Genomic DNA, 17,504 nt, shown 5'->3' with positions numbered 1-17,504 from the left:
CAGGCACTACGCGGCGGCCTTCTCCCCTTGTAGTACCTTCTGCTCCTCTTCGACAAGGTGCTCTTCATGAGCCTCGTGGCTGGTGGTGCCGATCTCCATGAAGACCAGCGTCAGCAGGGCAAAGATCAGGGCCTGCATCACCGCGACGAAGATCTCAAAGGGAATGAAGATGATCGCGGCAACGAACGGCAGGATGAAGGCAAACGCTGCCAGCACAAGGCTACCGGCGAAGATATTGCCAAAGAGACGGAAGGAGAAGGAAATGATACGCGCAGCTTCGGAGATAATCTCCAGTAGCCCGACAACAACATCGATGAGGCCCATCGGGCCTTTGCGTAGTGCTCGGAAATTCAAGTACTTTGATAGGTGCTCTTTGGCACCCAGATGGTAGAAGCCGAAGAACTGAGTTGCCCCCACCGAAAGCAGAGCCATCGCCACCGTCAGGTTAAGATCAGTGGTCGGCGGGCGGAACCAGGGGATGATCAGGTTCGAAATGTTGCCAAAGAGGAAGTGAATCGGCCCCAGCGAGAGTGGCTGACACGAAGGCAGGAAACCCAAGACCGGCGCACAGTTCCCTCCAACATGGGCGATCTCCTCTCCTTTGAGGCTGCCAATGGTGTCGATGCCCGGCAGTACGTCCATCAGGTTGGCGCAAAGAATGAAGATAAAGAAGGAAGCGACCCACGGGAAGAAGCGCGCCGCTTTGTCCTTCCGCGAGCCAACCACACCGTTGACCAGATTCACCAAGAACTCGATGATCCACTCAACGAAGTTTTGAAAACCCGAGGGGATCAGCGAAGCGTTGCGTGTGCCAAAGTAGAAAAAAGCAACCAGAGCTAAAATGGTGATCCAGGTGCATAAGAGTGTGTTGGTTATCGGAAAGATACCGCCTGGATTCCATATGACCTCTGGTGCCAGCGATACCTCAGGAAATTTCCAGAGCACTCAATATCCTCCATCCGAATCGTGCTCTGCGTGGCCCGGTCTGTCAACGTCGACGCCGTCTATCTTATACTTGAGAAGAAGATTTTAAATAAACGGTACGCGCCGTATATTCCCGTAATCAGGCCAAGCAGCAGCCCGAGAAGTATACACAACGGTGCGGTACGCAACACGCCATCCAGGTAGTGACCGAGAATGGCTCCTGCGGCAATGGGGACTGCAATTGTGAACCCCAATCCTCCCACTGGCCCCACGATTTCCCACAGGGTGGGGGGAGGCTTCTTACTCATCCTTATGTTGTCCCGCTTGTCTCACGATTATATCATACCGTGAGGATTATAGCATAAGGCTGACTGTCTGTGCAACGCAATCACAGCATCCCTCAAGCGCCTTCGCTCCCGGCTCGCTTCCTGTCCCAAGCCGCTTTCTCGCCTTCAGAGTGCAGGCACCCGGCAAGCGTCGCCCCTTTCCGATTGCGTATTTCTACGGATAGCTTCACTCAAGTGCCGGCTGCCCGCTTCCCAAAGGCCAACGCCGCTCTTGCCTGCTTGACTCCTATCCCTGGGGATCGTATCTATTATTTGTGCACCCTGACTGTGAGGCGCCCCCTTCCCTTATCTGCCTGCTCTTAGCCTGCTCGTCTGCTAACCAGCTCGCTCAAATCAGCTTGCGCTCGCGGGCCTTGCTCGCGGCCTGCGTGCGGTTAGCCACCTGCAACTTGCTCAAGATGTTGGAGACATGGTTTTTGACAGTACCCTCGGCCAGGCACAGTTGCTGGGCGATCTCACGATTGCTGGCTCCCTGGGCCAGCAGTCGCAGTACTTCTCGCTCGCGGGCGCTCAGCTCCTCTCCCCCGCCCTCGCCCTCGGCGCCCTGTGGCTGGTTCCGGCCTCCTTTTTCTCGCCGGCCAAACTCCATGAGCAGCTTGCTAGCGATGCTCGGCTGAATGAACGGCTCCCCCTGAGCAACACGGCGAATGGTGGCCGCTAGCTCTTCGGCTGGCAAGTCCTTGAGCACATAGCCAGCCGCTCCGGCTTTGATAGACTCAAAGACGTAGTCATCATAGTCGAAGGTGGTCAGCATGATGACCCTGGCATCTGGGTAGGCGCTCAAAATAGCGGCGGTTGCTTCAACCCCGCTCATGAGAGGCATCTGGATATCCATCAAGACGATGTCTGGTCCCAACCCGGCCTGTCGCAGCTCGCGGTAGCGCCTGACTGCCTCCTCACCATTAGCGGCCTCGCCGACGACCTCCATACCAGGCTCCAGGTCGAGGATGGTGCGCAATCCCTGACGCATCAGGGTCTGGTCCTCGCAGAGGAGAAGCCGGATAACTGGTGATGACAATGCTGACCTCCCTCCTCTTCATTGCCGCCTGCCTGGCTGACTGGCGGGCGGGATGCCCTTGTAGCCTTGTGGCCGCACAGCTTGGCGCTATGTGCGACGCAGCCCTGTCGCCCTCTCTCTCCTTCTCTCCTTCAGCCACGACTCCCTCCCTCTATGGATATTCTATCTCCTCTGCTGACAGGTGAACAATGATATCTCTGCCGCGCGCACAAATTTTGTCCAGGCTTAACGGGTTCTTTGGGGGAATTTTACACAGCTATAACGCTGCTGACTGAAGATTCTCCTGAAAGGGTGCTGCTGCGAGGATCTGAATGCAGGCGAAAGGCTGGGCTGGTCGTTGATGAGTGTGCAGCGAGCGAGGCGCGGTGCGGGGCAGAGCAGGCGACAAAGGAGGACTGCGATGCGGGTCGCGATTATTACGGAGAATTTCTTGCCCAAGCTGGACGGGGTGACGCGTACACTGGCGCGGCTCCTGTCCCATCTGGAGGCCGCCGGCCACCAGGCGCTCTTGTTAGGCCCGCGCTGTGGGATGCGCGAGTATGCCGGGGCGGAGATTGTGACGACGCCCGGTCTCCCGCTTCCTTTCTACCCAGAACTCAAGTTTAACTTTTTCCGCCCCCTCTTTGTGAAGAAGCTCCAGGAGTTCCAACCTGATATTATTCATGTTGTCGATCCCGTTGTGCTGGGGGCCGTGGGGGTGGCCGTGGCCAGGCTGCTGCGCCGCCCTCTGGTCTCTTCCTACCATACCAATCTCGCCGCTTACTGTCGCCACTTTGGCTTTCCCTGGCTGACCGGCCCTATGTGGCGCTACAATCGCTTTCTGCACAATCATTGCGCGCTGACCTTCTGCCCGTCTCCTTCAACTGCCAGAACTTTGCGCTATCAGGGCTTCCTGCGCGTGCGCCTCTGGCCCCGAGGAGTGGACGGTGCCCTCTTTCGACCAGAGCGTCGCCGCCCGGCGTTGCGCACCGCCTGGCTGGGTACTGAAGAGAGGGCAGACGAATGCTGTGTTCTGCTCTATGTAGGGCGCATCTCGCGGGAGAAGAATCTCTTGTTGTTGGCCAATGCTTATCGCCAGCTGGATCATCGTCGCTGCCATCTGGTTGTGGTTGGTGGAGGGCCAGCTCTGGCTGAATTGCGCCAGGCCCTGGCCGGGCTGCCGGTCACCTTTACTGGCTACCTGAGTGGTGAAACCCTGGCTGAAGCCTATGCTTCTGCGGATGTCTTTGTCTTCCCGTCGACCACCGAGACCTTCGGCCAGGTGGTGCTTGAGGCAATGGCCTCCGGCCTGCCGGTCGTGGCTCTGCGGGCCGAAGGGGTCTGTGATTTGGTGGCCCCGGAGGAGCAGGGTCTGCTGCTGGACCCCACTGGCCTCAGCCCGGCGGCACAGGTCGCTGCCTATCGGCACTTGCTAGAGCGCCTGATCTATGAGCGGGCGACGCGAGAACGCATGCGCGCCGCAGCGCTCGCTCAGGCTGCCAGGTATAGCTGGTATGAGGCGATGGAGTCGCTGCTGCGTGGCTATGAGGAAGTGATTCGGCAGAGAGAGCAGACTCTGCTGGCGGCTTGATTGGGTTCGCCGGGTGAGTGAGTGAGCAGCCGGACCGCTGCCGGCCTGCCTGGAAAACGGCAATGAAGTTACAGGAAGAAAGACGCCCGATGTCCAAATCTCTGCCTGAGACTGCCCTCAATGAAGCCGGCGGGCGCCTGGCGCTGGCAACGGAAGAGGCCCAGGCTTTCGCCCATCCTCAACCGCTGACTCGTGGGTCTTCGGCGCTCGTGTTGCGCTTCGCTCGTGGCATTTCCTTGTTGTTTTCACCTGCTACGATCTCGGTGCCTTTTGTGCTGCTTGTGTCCCTCTATCGCTCCTCCTCCCTCTGGCCGTCGCTCGGCTTCGCCCTGCTGACGCTCGGCTTCGTCTGCGCCGCTCCTTTGCTCTATGTGGTCCTGGCCGTGCGTCTGGGATTGGTGAGCGACCTGGACCTCACGCGCCGCCATGAGCGCTGGCATCCATTCCTTGTCAGCCTGTTCTCCTATAGTTTGGGATTGCTCTTGTTGCTCCTGCTGCACGCTCCACAGAGCCTGGAGCTGGCGCTCAGCCTGACCTTGCTTCTGGGGCTGCTCCTCCTGCTGATTACCCTCTGGTGGAAGATCAGCATCCATGCGGCGGCGCTAGCCGGGGCGGCCACGGTGTTGACCATCCTCTATGGCTTGATTTTTCTGCCATCGTTCCTTCTGCTGGGGCTGGTCTGCTGGTCGCGGGTGGTTTTAGGACGTCATACTCCGGCGCAGGTTATCAGCGGAGCGCTCCTCAGCATGGGCCTGGCCCTGGGCGTGCTGCTACTGGTCGGCCTCTAAGGCCGCACCGCCTTCCTCCTGTCCCGGTTCCCCTGGGCTTGATCGGGCAAGAGCCTGCTGCTGAGAAGGGCGCCGTGCCCCTCTCCCTTGACTTTTCATGCTCTTGCTTTCTATACTTCTCCAGAACAATTCCCAGAGCCTGAACAACTAATGTGTACGTGTTTCTTACTGGTCATGAGTGAAGGCCATTTACTATCAGTAACCTGTCTCGCTGCTAGATCTGATCTAGCAGGCTTTTCCCCTATCCGATTCTGGCGCCCACTGGTGGGTGGGTGGAACAGCAGGCATTGACGGCTTGGCCAAATGCAGGGCTGCCCAGGCGACGGCTTGCCAGAAAGCAACCAATTCGGATAGACTGAGGAAAGAGACGCGGTGACGCTCAGCGAGCCTGTTTTCACTGTATCATTGTGCTGTCTCAGCAAATGCTCGTCTGATCTGATAAGGAGAGTCTGGCTGTGAGTCAACATCAGGGTCTGAAAGTGCTCTGTACCTTCCCCTTCGATGAAGAAGCGCTGGAGAAGATTCGCGAAGCGGCCCAGAGCGAAGTTGTGGTTGCTACACGGGACGAGGAGCTAGCGGCGCATGCGGAGGATGTCGAAGTCATCTGTGGCTTCTGGTTGCCCAAGAATATCCGTCAGCTCGCCCCGCGTTTGCGCTGGCTACAATTCGCTGGTGCGGGCGTTGATGGCCTGCGCGACACGGGTCTGCTTGATCCTGCCAGCGGGGTAATTGTGACCACTGCTTCTGGCATCCATGCCTCAACCATTGGGGAGTATGTCTTTGGCAGCATGATCATGTTCAATCGTTCCTGGCCCGAGCTGGTGCGCCTGCAGGATCGCCATGTCTGGGGCAATACTGCCTGGTATCATCTGCGCACGCTGGAACTCTATGGGCAGACGCTGGGGATCATTGGCGTGGGCCATATTGGACGCTACGTTGCGCGCTTGGGACGGGCTTTCGGCATGCGTGTCCTCGGGGTGAGGCGCTCGGCCAGGGGAGGCGAGCAGGATCAAGACGTCGAGCGCTATTATGCTTTCAGCCAGCTGCGGGAGATGCTGCCACTATGCGACTACATTGTGATCGCGACGCCGCTGACGCCTGAGACAGAGCGCCTGATAGGCGAGCCGGAGCTACGTGCCATGCGCCGCACGGCTTATCTGGTCAATGTGGCTCGTGGGCGCATCATCGATGAGCAGGCCCTGATCCGCGCCCTGCGCGAGGGCTGGATTGCTGGGGCGGGCCTCGATGTGACCGAGGTGGAGCCGCTGCCCCCGGACAGCCCGCTCTACTCGCTGCCCAACGTCATTCTGACGCCCCATATTTCGGGTGAAAGCGTTCACTATGGCGCCCGGCTGGCTTCGCTCTTTGTCGATAACCTCCAGCGTTATCGCCGTGGCGAGCCGCTGCGTAATCGCTATGACCCACAGCGTGGCTACTGACGCTGCCTATGCTACGCCACAGAAGCGTAGGCGTGCCCACAGAGAGAGACGCAGGCCCAAGTTGAAGAGGCGAGCCGGTGAGCGAATAATGGCGGGCTGATAGGAGAGAGGGGGTCTCTCGGCAGGTGCACAGGTAAGCGAGCGCAGGAGCAAGCTGCGTCTCGTTGCGGATGGTTGGGGAAGCTCGTCCTGGCTCTCACCAGCCATCCTGGTCCGTGATCTGAGATATCGCTCTCTCCGGCCCTGTTCTCTCTGGCAGGCGGCGTTTACAATTGCTGAAAGAGGGCAGGGATTATCCTGTCTCTCCCTTGCCTGTCTGACGCCGGGTAGCTAAGTGGAGGCCGGGAGAGAGAAGACGAAGGCACGGAGCAGAGCAGCCGCGGCGTGAGAGTGGCTGTCACTGCAAAGACAGGCGTATCGATCATCAGAAGGAACCAAGACACTCTTCACGTAGGGGCAAAGAGGAGGTCCGATGAGCAGAGATTTAGGTCTGGTGGAACTACTGGGCGCGGATGCTGTTGGCCCACCGGGACAGCGTCGCTTTCGCCTGTTTGCGCGCAGCGAAAGTGGCTCTGCCATTATGTGGATGGAAAAGATGCAGCTCAACGAGCTGGGGCTGGCTATTGATCGCCTGCTGACCCAAGTGACGCAAGGCAAGATCCTGCGCGTTGAGGCGCGGGCCCGGCAGGAAGGCGAGGAAGAAGAAGAGATACCACTGGGCATGCCTGCCGATTTCCCGTTGATCCCCGACGAGGAGTTTCAAGTAGCGCAATTGAAGCTTAGCTACGACTTCCGGCGAGAGCTGATCATTCTCATGGCGGTTCCCCTGGAGATCATCATGGAGACGGGCCAGGAGCTGCGCGGACGTGTCCGTGAGGATCGCGCGCTGACTTTGTCCTTCACGCATGCCCAGGCTCAGGCTCTGACCAGCATGATCACACGTATTGTCGCCGCGGGGCGCCCTGTCTGCCCTTTCTGCCATATGCCGCTGGAAGAGGGGCCGCATATGTGCGAGAAGCAGAATGGCCATCGTCAGATCATCCAGCTGCTGGAAGAAGACGACGATGACGATGACGACGACGACGGCGAAGAGAGGGAAGAAGAGGGCGACTAGCAAGCAGTGATCTGGCTGCGCTGGCGGCTGGGAGAGAGGCCCAGGCTGGCGTGGCGCCAAGATGGTGCGCCTGCTCGCAAGCGGTCATTCTGGAGAACCGGCCTGCGGTGGTAGCTGGCAGCTGGCGACCCAGGAGGGTGCGGAGGCGAACAGCAAACAGGTAAGAGGAGCAGGGAAGCAGGCCATATGACGATGGAACAAGCGGCTTAGCGTGCTGGCGGAGGGCGGTCTCTGTGGGGAAGGGCCTGCTGGCTCAGAGTATCTGTCTTCCTGGTCGGGATGCGGCAGGCAGAGAGCAAAAGCAGGCCAGGAACCCGTCAGCCCTGTTCCTCACCCCCTGTTATAGGGAGGGGAGAAGCTCCGCCGGGCCCAGGCCCGCCTGCGAGCAATCACGCTGTGGCTGCTACGAAGGGCTGGTGGGCGGACGAGTATGCCCGCGCCATCGGTTCATCGAGCGGTTGATCAATCGGTACAGAGATACTTATTGGCTTTTTGCAAATATAGCTCCTCGTTCCCCTCAATCATCAGTTTATGGAGCACCACAATGTCGGCGTCCGGCAGATTTTCCACTGGCTGAAGGCAGAGGCGCATCGTCGCGCGGCCATTTTCGATGACCTGGACGAAGCCTTTACCGCGGGGCACGCGATAGATGCGCTGGGGGGCAGTAGGGCTAGGCACCTCCAGATAGCCATGCCAGAGGAGCTGACGGAACTGCTCGGGCGTCAGAATATCGCGCAACAGATCGGAGGCACGTCGCTCGGCCCGCGACCAGCCCCGTAAATATGGCTGAGTGATCAGCCAGACAACGGCTCCCATCGCAGTGGCGATGATCACCCAGTCCAGGATGGTCAGTATTTCTGAGATCAAGCTCATCCACCGACAACGCGCGGAACCATAATGATCTGCTCGGCGGTCGCGTCAAACTGGTCAATGCGCTGAGCAGGCTTCCCGGGCTCGACACGAAAAGCAGTGGCTCCCCTGGCGCGCTCCTGGGCGAAAATGCGCTCAGCTTCTCGCACGGCGGCCAGTGCTTCGGGGTCACCTGCTAACACCTTCTGCTCGTCCCAGGTGACACGATCATCACCGCGCCGTGACATCACCCGTAGCATTCCCACGGTTGTTCCTCCTTCGTCGCTTGCACCATCTGCGATGGTGGCTGACTAACGAACCTTCCAGTGAGTGAACGCATGATCTTCTGGCTACAAGCTCCCGCTCAGGTTCCCCACCTACTCTGTGTGCATCGGCCTCGCCCTGTCTGCTGCTGTCAAGCCTGCCAGCGTGTATGTTGCGTGGCCCAACGAGCGGGCGATCAGAGGCACACCCATAGAGCAAGCCCTGCAGTGCCTGCAGCACAGCCCTTTCTGGCGTGGGTAAGCGCTCTACTACCTACTATTGTACCGACGAAGATGCAAGTCGTCAATGGTTATCTCATAATGTATCAGCTTTATTGCATCAGATAACCTCATGCCGTCCAACCGCGCCGCCGGGCGGGCCGATCGACCTGCCTGCCCGGCGGGCCTCAGAAGAGAGGGGGTCTCGTCTAATGTGCTGTAATAAAGATAATGCCCACCGTGCCGGGTCCTGTATGTGTACCGAGCACAGCGCCCAGCTTATAGCGTGGAATCGGCTGAGGGTGGACCGTCTGCATCGCGGCGGCGAGCTGCTCGCCCAATTCGTCGCTCGATTCCACAATGACCACCTCTTCGACCGGGCCGGCCTCCTGGAAGAGCTGCGCCACCCGCTCATAGGCTTTTGCGCGTGTGCGCGGGCGCTCAATCGGCACCACCTCGCCAGCCTGAATGCCGATAATCGGCTTGAAGCTCAGCATCGTACCCAGGAAGGCGCTGGCGCGTCCGATGCGTCCTCCGCGGCGCAGATGCTCCAGACTATCCAGCACGCCCAAGATGCGCGTGCGGCGCAAGCGATCGACCAGGCGTGCTTTGATGGCGGCCAGGTCGTCGCCACGCTGGGCCTCTTCGGCGGCGTGCATAACCGACATACCGATTCCGAGGCTAATGCTCTCCGAGTCCACAACCTCGATGGGAATATGTTGCAGCTCCGCTGGCAGCGCTGCCCGAGCGGCGCAGGCCGACTGGTAGGTTCCGCTGAATTTAGCTGACAGATGGACCGAGAGAATGGCCTCGGCGCCTTCTTCAATCAGGCGCTGGTAGGTAGCGAGAAAATCGGCGGGTGTTGGCTGTGAGGTACGGGGGAAATCCTTGCTCTCCGCCAGCTTTTTGAAAAAGCCCTCCGTATCCAGATTGACTCCATCCAGATATTCTTCACTGCCAAAAATAACCTTGAGGGGAACAACGCTGATTCCCAGGGCCGTGGCCCGTTCTTTAGGGAGATCCGCCGTACTATCGGTGACGATGCGGACGGCCATGAGGCACCTCCTGAACGCGAGAGAATTGTCTGCACTATGTGCGCCAGCGCACAGGGCTGGTTGCGAGAAGCGTGGGTACGTTTCGCGAGAGTAGCGGGAAGAGCGCCGGGACGAGACCAGCCCTCTCGATCTTAATCCTGGTTATCTCCGGGTTTTTCGCGCAGCCCGGTCTGGCCTGACTGACGGCTGTTGGTGGCCGGGCGTGCGCTCTGACCGACTGCTTCTGTCTATTGCCTCTTCATTCAACCGAGAAAATATAGGTATAGTAGGGCTGGCCGCCATCCACCACCTCTACCTCCAGGTGGGAATAGGTCTGCTTGATGCGGGCCGCGGTTTCCTGAGCGTGGGTCTCGCTGGTCCCCTCGCCGTAGTAGATGGTGAGCAGCTCGTAGCGCTCGACGTGCATGCGCTGGAGCAGGTCGTGAATGACCCCGTCCAGGCTGCTGCCGGCCACAGCCAGATTGCCATTGATCAGGCCGATGATGTCACCCTCTCGTACGCGCAGACCGTCGATCTGCACGGCGCGCACCGCTGTTGTGATCTCGGCGGTCTGGATGCGTCGGGCGGCGGCGCTCATGCTTTGGACATTGGTGGCCAGGTCGGCGCTGTAGTTGAAACTCATCAGGGCGGCGATTCCCTGGGGCAGGGTCTCGGTTGGAATGACCTCCACCTGTTTGCTGGTGAGGCGTGGAATCTGCTGCGCGCTGAGGATCACGTTGCTGTTGTTGGGCAGGATAATGACCTGCTCGGCCTCAACGGAGTTGACCGCTGCCAGCAGTTCTTCGATGCTGGGATTCATGGTCTGTCCGCCGGGTACGATGGCGCTCACGCCCAGGCCGCGATAGACCTTCTCGAAGCCAGAGCCGGAGACGACGGCGACTGTGGCGATGGGAGCGCTGGGAGCCGGGGCCTTGCTAGCTGCGGCTGCATCCTGGCCCCGGCCTGCGGCCTGCTCATGCTCGGCGCGACTCTCTGCCGCGTAGGCCAGGCTCTGCTCCTGGAGGTTCTCAATATTGATGTCCAGGAGACTACCCAGGCTCACGCCGTAGTCCAGGATTTTGCCAGGCCACTGGGTATGCGTATGCACTTTGAGCAGCTTTTCATCGCCAGCCACGACCGTTGAAACACCGCCCATGTCAATGATCGCCTGGCGGATGCGCTCTACGTCGAGGTTCTCGCCGCGCAGCAGGAAGACCACCTCGTAGCCGTATTGCTCCTCCTCGACATTGACTCTTCCTCGCCGAAGGGTGGCCTCGGACGTCGCTGCTGAAGAGAAGGGGCGCGCCTCTCGTCCCTCGCCGCGCAGGGCGTGCCAGATTCCTTCGAGAATCACGCACAGCCCCTGGCCGCCGGCATCGACCACTCCCGCTTGCTTGAGGATGGGCAGCAGCTCGGGCGTGCGGGCTACCGACTGCCGCGCAGCGGTCACTACCTCATGCATCAGGGTCACCAGGTCGTCGCCACGCTGCGCGCTGGCCAGCGCCGCCTCGGCGCAGTCACGCACCACGGTCAGAATAGTGCCCTCGACCGGTTTGATGACGGCTCGTGAGGCCAGCCGCGAGGCTTCCATCAAGGCATTGGCCAGATCAAGTGAGGTAAAGGTCTGCTTCTTCTCCAGTCCCTGAGCCAGGCCACGGAGCACTTGCGACAGAATCACCCCCGAGTTGCCCCGCGCGCCCAAGAGCGCGTCATGAGCGATACGGGCCGCGATCACCCCCGCCGCCCTCTCCTGGCTATCGATGATCCCCCGAATGGCGGCCTGCATGGTGGCGGACATATTCGAGCCAGTATCTCCATCCGGGACGGGGAAGACATTGAGGGCATTAATGCTCTCCCGTCGCTCCTCCAGCCAGGCGGCCCCTGCAATCATTGCCTTCTTCAGGTCCTGGCCATCCAGAACACTGATCCGCCGCGGGCGGCTAATCCGTTGCATCTGTTGCTGGCTTTGCGCATCTTGCGCGTGTAGAGCACCTGATGCCTGTTCCTGCATAGATTACTTACCTTATGTGGTGGTGGTGAGGTAGGTGGTGCCCACACCTTGTCGTTAGTGCTCGCGCCTTGTGGTAGGGCTGTGTTCCAGCCCCTGGATATTGACGTTCACCTGCTGCACGGGTACTCCGAGCATCTTTTCAACCGAGAACTTGACGCTGCTCATGATATTGTGGGCGATCTCAGACATGCGCAGCCCGTATTCCAGCACGACGTAGACCTCGATGATCAGGCGTCCGTTGGCGATGCGCACCTGGATGCCCTCGCCGCTTCGTTCGGGGGGAAGGAGGACGGCCTCTCCGTTGCGCAGGCGGGGCGCAGCGATACCTACAACGCCGTAGCTTTCGCTGACGGCGCGGGCCGCGATGGTGTGTATCGCATGGGGAAGGACTTCGATCCTGCCTAGAGGGCGCGTTCCGTGCTGCGGTTGAATGGTCGATGGCTTCGGCATACCCATGTCTTCTCTATTCTTTCTCTGCTCTGCTGGTCTTCTGGCCTACGCACTTGCCAAAGCGAGGGCAATCTGCTATACTCGCAGAGCGTACTCGACGCTTACTAACGCTTTGCTCTCTACTTACTGGAGTGCAAGGTCTGCGTTCTGTTGCAGTATATCAAAGGCCCCCGTCAGAATCAAGGGCGCAGACATCTGCCCTGTAGCTCTCGTGGGTTCGGTTCACCGCCTCGCCTGTTTGGTTGGGACAGGGCCACAGTCCCAACGGGATGCTCTACCCTGCGAAGCGGGAGCGGGACACATCCAGGTGTCAGGGCGAGCGCCTAGACGGCTAAGGAAGAGCAGAGAGGAAGGGAGATTGCTATGGCTGGTCGTTGTGACCTCTGTCAGCGTAAACCAATGTATGGCAATAAGGTGTCGCACTCACAGCGTCATACACGGCGGCGTTTCGTGGTGAACGTGCAGCGGCGCCATCTGGAGATCAATGGCGTGCGGCGTACGGTGCATGTCTGCACGCGCTGCCTGCGCACGATGCTCAAAGTCCCCAAGGCATAGCGCTGGCCGGAGGCAGGTAAGAGCGCCGCTCGTGCGGCGTTCCCGCCCCGGCCTGCCCGGCTGCTACCTGCCGCGCGTTTATACAGGCTGCTATTCCTGTACCTCCTCCCCACGTCTTTTCTTTTTTTTGGCCACTGAGAGATCACTGGAAGATCACTGAGGATGGACCGGCTCAGGCTCAGGCCGGGAATGATGTGCCAAGGCTATGCGCTGCTGGGCTACGAAGCGGGTGCGCAGCTGCCCACAGGCTGCCGCGATATCGTCTCCGCGTTCGGCGCGCACGCTGTTACTGACCCCGTGCTCGAAGAGGATGTCGCGGAAGCGACGGATGACCTCCGGCCCAGGTGGACGGTAGTCCGCCGCGGTTTTGTTGACTGGAATGCAGTTGACATGCGCATACTGCTTGAGCGGAGATAACAGCTCGCCGAGCTGGTGGGCACAGGCAGGGCTGTCGTTGACGCCGGCCAGTAGAACGTACTCGAAGGTGATCTGTCGTCGAGTGGCGGCGATGTAGTCCTGACAGGCCGCCAGCACCTCGGCCAGCGGATATTTGCGGTTGACAGGCATGGTCTGCGCACGTAGCTCGTCGTTGGGCGCGTGTAGCGAGATGGCCAGGTTGACCTGCAGCCCCTCCTGGCTGAGACGCCGGATGCCATGCGGCAACCCTACGGTGGAGATAGTCATGTGCCGCGCACCCAGGTTGAAGCCCTCGGCACTGTTCAAGATGCGCAAGGCGTGGATCACGTTATCGTAGTTGTGCAGCGGCTCGCCCATGCCCATGAAGACCAGGTTGGTGATGTGGTCGATGGGCTGGCTACCGGGCAGGCCGCGGGCACGCCAGGGGGCCGCTCGCAACTCGCGCGCAAAGTGCAGAACCTGGGCAACGATTTCTCCGGCGCTCAAGTGCCTTTCAAATCCCATCTGGCCAGTGGCGCAGAAGGTGCAGCCAAAAGCACAACCCGCCTGGCTGGAGACGCAGACGGTGGCGCGCGCGCTGCTCCCTCCCAGCGGTGGATAGAGCATCAGCACCGATTCAATGAGTCGGCCATCGGCCAGCTCCAGCAGGATCTTGCGCGTGCGGTCGTCCTTGGAACGCTGCTCGCTGCGAACAATGACCTGACCAATGGTGGCTTCGCGCGCCAGGCGCTCCCGCAGGCTGAGAGGCAGGTTGCTCATGGCGGCGAAGTCCGTGACCAGGTGCTTGTAGATCCAGTTGTAGACTTGCCTGGCACGATATGCTGGCTCTCCCAGCTCCTTGAACCAGGCTTCAAGCTGCGTGAGGGTCAGCCCGAGCAGGTCACGCTGAGGAGCGCTTGTCTCTGTAGTTTTCCCTCTGATGCTCATGCCTTCATTATAGCATGTCGGTTGGCCCGCGGCCAATCCGATGAGCCGCCTCCCCTTTCTTGCCCCCTGCCTCTCACCCTAAGAGCGTCTGGCATTCTGACTGTGACAGTGAGCCTGGAGCCTCGTTTGATTATATATCAGGAGGTTCGACTTTCTATTTCATTACTTCTCATTCATGATCTTGGGAGGAAGAAGTAAATGTCTCTTTCGTTTAGCTGGATCGATCTTGCCTTTCTGGCTACAGCCATTGTACTAGTCATCAATGGTTTTCATAATGGCCTTATTGCTAGCTTGATTAATCTAGTTGCGCTCCCGCTGGCGTTGGCTGTGGCCTTACTCTTCGGTCCCTCGTTCACCACCTTGCTCGCCGGGAATGGAGCCGTGGCTGCGCCTCTGCTCGCCTATGCCCTGCTCTTTTTCGCTACCGTCCTCATCGTTCATATCATCACCACGCTGATTCGGGCCTTTGTTCACAGCATTCCAATGCTGGGGATCGTCGACGAGCTGCTCGGAATGGTGCTGGGTTTTGCTGAAGCCTGGCTCCTGTGGCTGATTCTCTTGCTGGCCCTGCATAACATTCTCAGCACCGTCCAAAGCATTCCGGTGCATGATCCAGGTCAGTTCAGTGCCTGGCAGCGAGCTTATAATGAAGCAATTGCCCAGAGCCTCTTTGTGCATCTCAATCAGTGGCTGCTTGGTCGCCTGCCCTTAAAATAGGGTCTGTGATGGGAGCGCCGGGCTATCCGTCTACTTGTTGGCTGGCCTGGCCTTCCTAGCAGGAGGGCCGGGACAGGGGGCGCTGCCTGTGGGCTTGCGCTCTGCGGTAAAGGCGCATACAATGTATAGTCAAGGGGCATTCTACGTATTCTAGAGCTGAGTAGATTTTGCTTGAACAAAGGAGGCATTTTACGGCAAGAAACGAGGCTGTGCTGATCAAGCAGAGAACCACAGAGGGGCCGGAGCGGGCCTTTCTCGTCGCGGTGGCGAGTGAGCGACAGGAGACGCTCTGGAGCGCTGAAGATTCGCTCAACGAGCTGGAGGCTCTGGCCAAGACTGCTGGTGCCGAGGTAGTCGGCAAGATGCTGCAGCACCTGCGTCATCCTGATCCGGCTACCTATCTTGGCAAGGGAAAGGTCCAGGAGCTGGCTGCTCTGGAGCAGGAGCTGGGCTTTGATCTGGTGATTTTCGATGACGAGCTGTCACCCTCTCAGCAGCGCAATCTCGAAAAGGCTCTCAATGCGCGTGTGATCGATCGTACGACGTTGATTCTCGATATCTTTGCCCAGCATGCGCGAACGCGCGAGGGGCGTCTGCAAGTTGAGCTGGCGCAGCTGGAATATCGTCTGCCTCGTCTGAGCGGGCGTGGTATTGAGCTGTCGCAGCAGGCTGGTGGTTCGCTTGGTGCGGCTGGAGTTGGCGGAGCTATTGGTGTCCGCGGCCCTGGTGAGACGCGGCTGGAGATCGATCGCCGCCGCATTCGCAATCGCCTGGCGGAGTTGCGTCGCGAGCTGGAGGAGGTGCGCGAGCAGCGCACGCTCCATCGTCGTCAGCGGGCGGCTTTGACGATGCCGGTGGTGGCTGTGGTGGGCTACACCAACGCTGGTAAGTCGACGCTCTTTAATGCTTTGAGCCAGGCCGATGTTCTGGTCGAAAACAAGCTGTTTGCGACGCTTGATCCGACGACGCGCCGCGTGGTACTGCCGGGCAACCAGGAGGTCTTGCTGACGGATACGGTGGGGTTCATTCAGCGCCTGCCGACGCGCCTGGTGGCGGCCTTCCGGGCAACCCTGGAAGAAGTAGTCGATGCCGATGTGCTGCTGGAGGTGGTGGATGTCAGCCATGAGAATGCCATCGAGCAGAGCGAGACGGTCAACGAGGTCTTGCGCGAGCTGGAGGCTCATGAAAAGCCGCGGGTGACGGCCCTTAATAAGATCGATCTGCTGTCTGATCCCGAGCGCGTTGATCCCTCACTCTATCCCAATGCTGTAGTGGTCTCGGCGCTGCGCGGCTGGGGCCTGGAGGCGTTGCGCGAGAAGCTGGCCCAGGTGGTGGCTGAGCAGATGGTGCCTTTGCAGGTGCTTGTGCCTTACGCGCGCGGCGACCTGGTGGAACTCTTCCATCGTCGCGGGCGTGTCGAGCTAGAAGAGCATCGTGCCGAGGGGACACTCCTGGTCGGGCGCCTGCCCTTTGCCCTGGCTGGTTACTATGCGCCGTATCGCCTTCAGCAGCGCAGAGGCTTGCTCAGGGTCCCTAGCGTCCGCTCCTAGCCGATGCCCTAATGAGGGGTGAATGGGAAAGCAAGAAGAGACTGTTCCTGGAAAGGTGCCTTCCACTGCCCTAAGCTGGTGAGCTGGGCGGGGGAGATAGGCTTGCGCTTGCTCAGCTCAGGTCTGCTTGCTTTTCAACTCCTGGATGACCCGATACAGCTCATCGGCGATCTCCTTCATGGCTGCGTCGCGGTCCCTGCTTTCCGTGATAGGTTGCCCGGAGCGCGGCAGGGCCTGCAGCTTGCCGAAGGGAGAGCTGGCCAGCTCCACAGTTGGCCGCAACTTGATCGGGATGATGCGCGCCGTGCCGGCCTCGTGGCGCTGCATGGCCCGCTGCATTTCTTCGTTGTAGCATTGGTCGGAGCTCATGTAATCAGGGCTGATAAGTAACAGAATGATATCCGCCTGCTCTAGCAGGCGCTGGCTCTCGCTCCGTTCACGTCCCGCGCTTAGCTGCTCGCTATGGTAGCTTTCGATCAGTTGATTGCGTCTAAAGGAAGCCAGCTGCTTCTCAAGTTCCTCTCTCAGTTTGCGATCCCGCTGGCTGCCTGAGTAGGATATAAAGACTTTGAGGGCTTTAGTGTTCTGCTGGAGCAGCGGCTGATACTGGGGACAGCACTGTCCGAGGCGCTGACGTTGCTCGACTGAGAGAAGCTCCAGCCAGCGGCGGTTTTGCCGGTGTGTGGCCAATTGATGATTGACAAGATCAGGAAGCTGAGCAAGGATGACGCGCGCCTGCAGACCCTGGCCCCCGCGCTCACTATGGAGGCCCAGCGAGAACTGGATCATACCGCAGACGCAGCCGCTTTCCCGGTCGAGCAGCGGGGCGCCGCTCATGCCGGGATCGACCGGCCCGCGTTGGAAGGTGATCCACTGGTTCCGCTCACCGGCTGGTCCGGCGGCGTCGAAAATGAAAGAGGTGCCTCCAGGCACTGAGCCTGGGTAACCATAGGTGTACAGGCGGCTGTAGGGCTGAGCCTCACCGCAGAGTAAGACACAAGGATGATCCTCAAGAGGGACCGTTAACAGCGCCAGATCCCGATCTGGGGACGAGTCATCAGCAGGCACTGTAGTGATGGCCGCCTCGTAATATCTCTCCTGCCAGTAGATCTGGAGGCTGGAAGCTGCCTTGTGAGCAGATGGGATGACGTGGGCGCAGGTCAGAATCAGGCCCGGCCCCACAAAGAAGCCTGTACCCCTGGGATTATGGGCGGCGTCGATGCGAACAGTGGCCCGCTGGAGGAGCGCCGCTAAGTCGTCGATCATGTCCATTTGTTCCTCTTAGCGCAGATTATAGCGAATGGCAGGAGAG

17 protein-coding genes are annotated in these 17,504 nt (G+C 59.8%); 7 read left to right on the top strand and 10 right to left on the bottom strand.

Annotated elements, in window-relative coordinates:
• Positions 1 to 6: 6 nt before the first annotated feature.
• The 3 genes from IRZ31_RS13020 to IRZ31_RS13015 form a co-directional block, all read right to left on the bottom strand.
• Positions 7 to 945 (bottom strand): FoF1 ATP synthase subunit a, encoded by a 939-nt coding sequence (locus tag IRZ31_RS13020; RefSeq protein WP_297154329.1) that lies wholly within the window; start codon positions 943 to 945, stop codon positions 7 to 9.
• Between the two features lie 59 nt (positions 946 to 1,004).
• On the bottom strand, positions 1,005 to 1,232 hold the full coding sequence (locus IRZ31_RS21395; RefSeq protein WP_151727507.1) for an AtpZ/AtpI family protein: 228 nt from the start codon (positions 1,230 to 1,232) through the stop codon (positions 1,005 to 1,007).
• A gap of 367 nt (positions 1,233 to 1,599) precedes the next feature.
• Positions 1,600 to 2,289 (bottom strand): response regulator transcription factor, encoded by a 690-nt coding sequence (locus IRZ31_RS13015; protein WP_297154327.1) that lies wholly within the window; start codon positions 2,287 to 2,289, stop codon positions 1,600 to 1,602.
• A gap of 400 nt (positions 2,290 to 2,689) precedes the next feature.
• Here IRZ31_RS13015 and IRZ31_RS13010 point away from each other — a divergent pair, with 400 nt between their 5' ends.
• From IRZ31_RS13010 to IRZ31_RS12995, 4 genes are all read left to right on the top strand, one after another.
• On the top strand, positions 2,690 to 3,859 hold the full coding sequence (locus IRZ31_RS13010) for a glycosyltransferase family 1 protein (protein ID WP_297154325.1): 1,170 nt from the start codon (positions 2,690 to 2,692) through the stop codon (positions 3,857 to 3,859).
• Positions 3,860 to 3,948: 89 nt separating this feature from the next.
• Positions 3,949 to 4,647: a hypothetical protein gene (locus IRZ31_RS13005; RefSeq protein ID WP_112429932.1), complete on the top strand. Its 699-nt coding sequence runs from the start codon at positions 3,949 to 3,951 to the stop codon at positions 4,645 to 4,647.
• A gap of 455 nt (positions 4,648 to 5,102) precedes the next feature.
• On the top strand, positions 5,103 to 6,086 hold the full coding sequence (locus IRZ31_RS13000; RefSeq protein WP_297154322.1) for a D-2-hydroxyacid dehydrogenase: 984 nt from the start codon (positions 5,103 to 5,105) through the stop codon (positions 6,084 to 6,086).
• Between the two features lie 472 nt (positions 6,087 to 6,558).
• Positions 6,559 to 7,200, top strand: a complete 642-nt coding sequence (locus IRZ31_RS12995; protein ID WP_112429927.1) for a DUF3090 family protein — start codon at positions 6,559 to 6,561, stop codon at positions 7,198 to 7,200.
• Between the two features lie 462 nt (positions 7,201 to 7,662).
• Here IRZ31_RS12995 and IRZ31_RS12990 read toward each other — a convergent pair whose 3' ends face one another.
• From IRZ31_RS12990 to IRZ31_RS12970, 5 genes are all read right to left on the bottom strand, one after another.
• Positions 7,663 to 8,067, bottom strand: a complete 405-nt coding sequence (locus IRZ31_RS12990; protein ID WP_141727757.1) for a hypothetical protein — start codon at positions 8,065 to 8,067, stop codon at positions 7,663 to 7,665.
• Positions 8,068 to 8,069: 2 nt separating this feature from the next.
• Complete coding sequence (locus IRZ31_RS12985; RefSeq protein WP_228026331.1) at positions 8,070 to 8,309, bottom strand: hypothetical protein; 240 nt, start codon at positions 8,307 to 8,309, stop codon at positions 8,070 to 8,072.
• A gap of 431 nt (positions 8,310 to 8,740) precedes the next feature.
• Positions 8,741 to 9,586: a DegV family protein gene (locus IRZ31_RS12980; protein WP_297154315.1), complete on the bottom strand. Its 846-nt coding sequence runs from the start codon at positions 9,584 to 9,586 to the stop codon at positions 8,741 to 8,743.
• Between the two features lie 238 nt (positions 9,587 to 9,824).
• The gene (locus tag IRZ31_RS12975; protein ID WP_297154313.1) at positions 9,825 to 11,519 is read right to left on the bottom strand and encodes a DAK2 domain-containing protein; all 1,695 of its coding nucleotides are present in this window, start codon (positions 11,517 to 11,519) and stop codon (positions 9,825 to 9,827) included.
• A 111-nt stretch (positions 11,520 to 11,630) separates the two neighbouring features.
• Positions 11,631 to 12,026 (bottom strand): Asp23/Gls24 family envelope stress response protein, encoded by a 396-nt coding sequence (locus tag IRZ31_RS12970; RefSeq protein WP_189361745.1) that lies wholly within the window; start codon positions 12,024 to 12,026, stop codon positions 11,631 to 11,633.
• A gap of 363 nt (positions 12,027 to 12,389) precedes the next feature.
• Here IRZ31_RS12970 and rpmB point away from each other — a divergent pair, with 363 nt between their 5' ends.
• Positions 12,390 to 12,581 (top strand): 50S ribosomal protein L28, encoded by a 192-nt coding sequence (gene rpmB / locus IRZ31_RS12965; protein WP_112429918.1) that lies wholly within the window; start codon positions 12,390 to 12,392, stop codon positions 12,579 to 12,581.
• Positions 12,582 to 12,734: 153 nt separating this feature from the next.
• Here rpmB and rlmN read toward each other — a convergent pair whose 3' ends face one another.
• The gene (gene rlmN, locus IRZ31_RS12960; protein ID WP_112429916.1) at positions 12,735 to 13,925 is read right to left on the bottom strand and encodes a 23S rRNA (adenine(2503)-C(2))-methyltransferase RlmN; all 1,191 of its coding nucleotides are present in this window, start codon (positions 13,923 to 13,925) and stop codon (positions 12,735 to 12,737) included.
• Positions 13,926 to 14,123: 198 nt separating this feature from the next.
• Between rlmN and IRZ31_RS12955 the strand changes: the two genes are divergently transcribed.
• Positions 14,124 to 14,642 (top strand): CvpA family protein, encoded by a 519-nt coding sequence (locus IRZ31_RS12955; RefSeq protein WP_297154307.1) that lies wholly within the window; start codon positions 14,124 to 14,126, stop codon positions 14,640 to 14,642.
• 209 nt (positions 14,643 to 14,851) lie between these two features.
• Positions 14,852 to 16,192 carry a GTPase HflX gene (hflX, locus tag IRZ31_RS12950; RefSeq protein WP_297154305.1) on the top strand — a complete coding sequence of 447 codons (1,341 nt, stop codon included), beginning with the start codon at positions 14,852 to 14,854 and terminating at the stop codon, positions 16,190 to 16,192.
• Positions 16,193 to 16,309: 117 nt separating this feature from the next.
• Here the strand turns inward: hflX and IRZ31_RS12945 are convergent, their stop codons facing one another.
• The gene (locus tag IRZ31_RS12945) at positions 16,310 to 17,458 is read right to left on the bottom strand and encodes a trypsin-like peptidase domain-containing protein (RefSeq protein ID WP_297154303.1); all 1,149 of its coding nucleotides are present in this window, start codon (positions 17,456 to 17,458) and stop codon (positions 16,310 to 16,312) included.
• Between the last annotated feature and the right edge of the window lie 46 nt (positions 17,459 to 17,504).

Source organism: Thermogemmatispora sp., assembly GCF_019683635.1.
GTDB lineage: Bacteria > Chloroflexota > Ktedonobacteria > Ktedonobacterales > Ktedonobacteraceae > Thermogemmatispora.
This window is presented reverse-complemented; position numbering and strand designations above follow the sequence as displayed.

What these genes read in the sequence shown, in the direction of transcription:
- IRZ31_RS21395 (WP_151727507.1), bottom strand. Translation starts at nt 1,232, where the DNA reads ATGAGTAAGAAGCCTCCCCCCACCCTGTGGGAAATCGTGGGGCCAGTG.
- IRZ31_RS13010 (WP_297154325.1), top strand. Translation starts at nt 2,690, where the DNA reads ATGCGGGTCGCGATTATTACGGAGAATTTCTTGCCCAAGCTGGACGGG.
- IRZ31_RS13005 (WP_112429932.1), top strand. Translation starts at nt 3,949, where the DNA reads ATGTCCAAATCTCTGCCTGAGACTGCCCTCAATGAAGCCGGCGGGCGC.
- IRZ31_RS12995 (WP_112429927.1), top strand. Translation starts at nt 6,559, where the DNA reads ATGAGCAGAGATTTAGGTCTGGTGGAACTACTGGGCGCGGATGCTGTT.
- IRZ31_RS12985 (WP_228026331.1), bottom strand. Translation starts at nt 8,309, where the DNA reads ATGCTACGGGTGATGTCACGGCGCGGTGATGATCGTGTCACCTGGGAC.
- IRZ31_RS12980 (WP_297154315.1), bottom strand. Translation starts at nt 9,586, where the DNA reads ATGGCCGTCCGCATCGTCACCGATAGTACGGCGGATCTCCCTAAAGAA.
- IRZ31_RS12975 (WP_297154313.1), bottom strand. Translation starts at nt 11,519, where the DNA reads ATGCAACGGATTAGCCGCCCGCGGCGGATCAGTGTTCTGGATGGCCAG.
- IRZ31_RS12970 (WP_189361745.1), bottom strand. Translation starts at nt 12,026, where the DNA reads ATGCCGAAGCCATCGACCATTCAACCGCAGCACGGAACGCGCCCTCTA.
- rpmB (WP_112429918.1), top strand. Translation starts at nt 12,390, where the DNA reads ATGGCTGGTCGTTGTGACCTCTGTCAGCGTAAACCAATGTATGGCAAT.
- rlmN (WP_112429916.1), bottom strand. Translation starts at nt 13,925, where the DNA reads ATGAGCATCAGAGGGAAAACTACAGAGACAAGCGCTCCTCAGCGTGAC.
- IRZ31_RS12955 (WP_297154307.1), top strand. Translation starts at nt 14,124, where the DNA reads ATGTCTCTTTCGTTTAGCTGGATCGATCTTGCCTTTCTGGCTACAGCC.
- IRZ31_RS12945 (WP_297154303.1), bottom strand. Translation starts at nt 17,458, where the DNA reads ATGATCGACGACTTAGCGGCGCTCCTCCAGCGGGCCACTGTTCGCATC.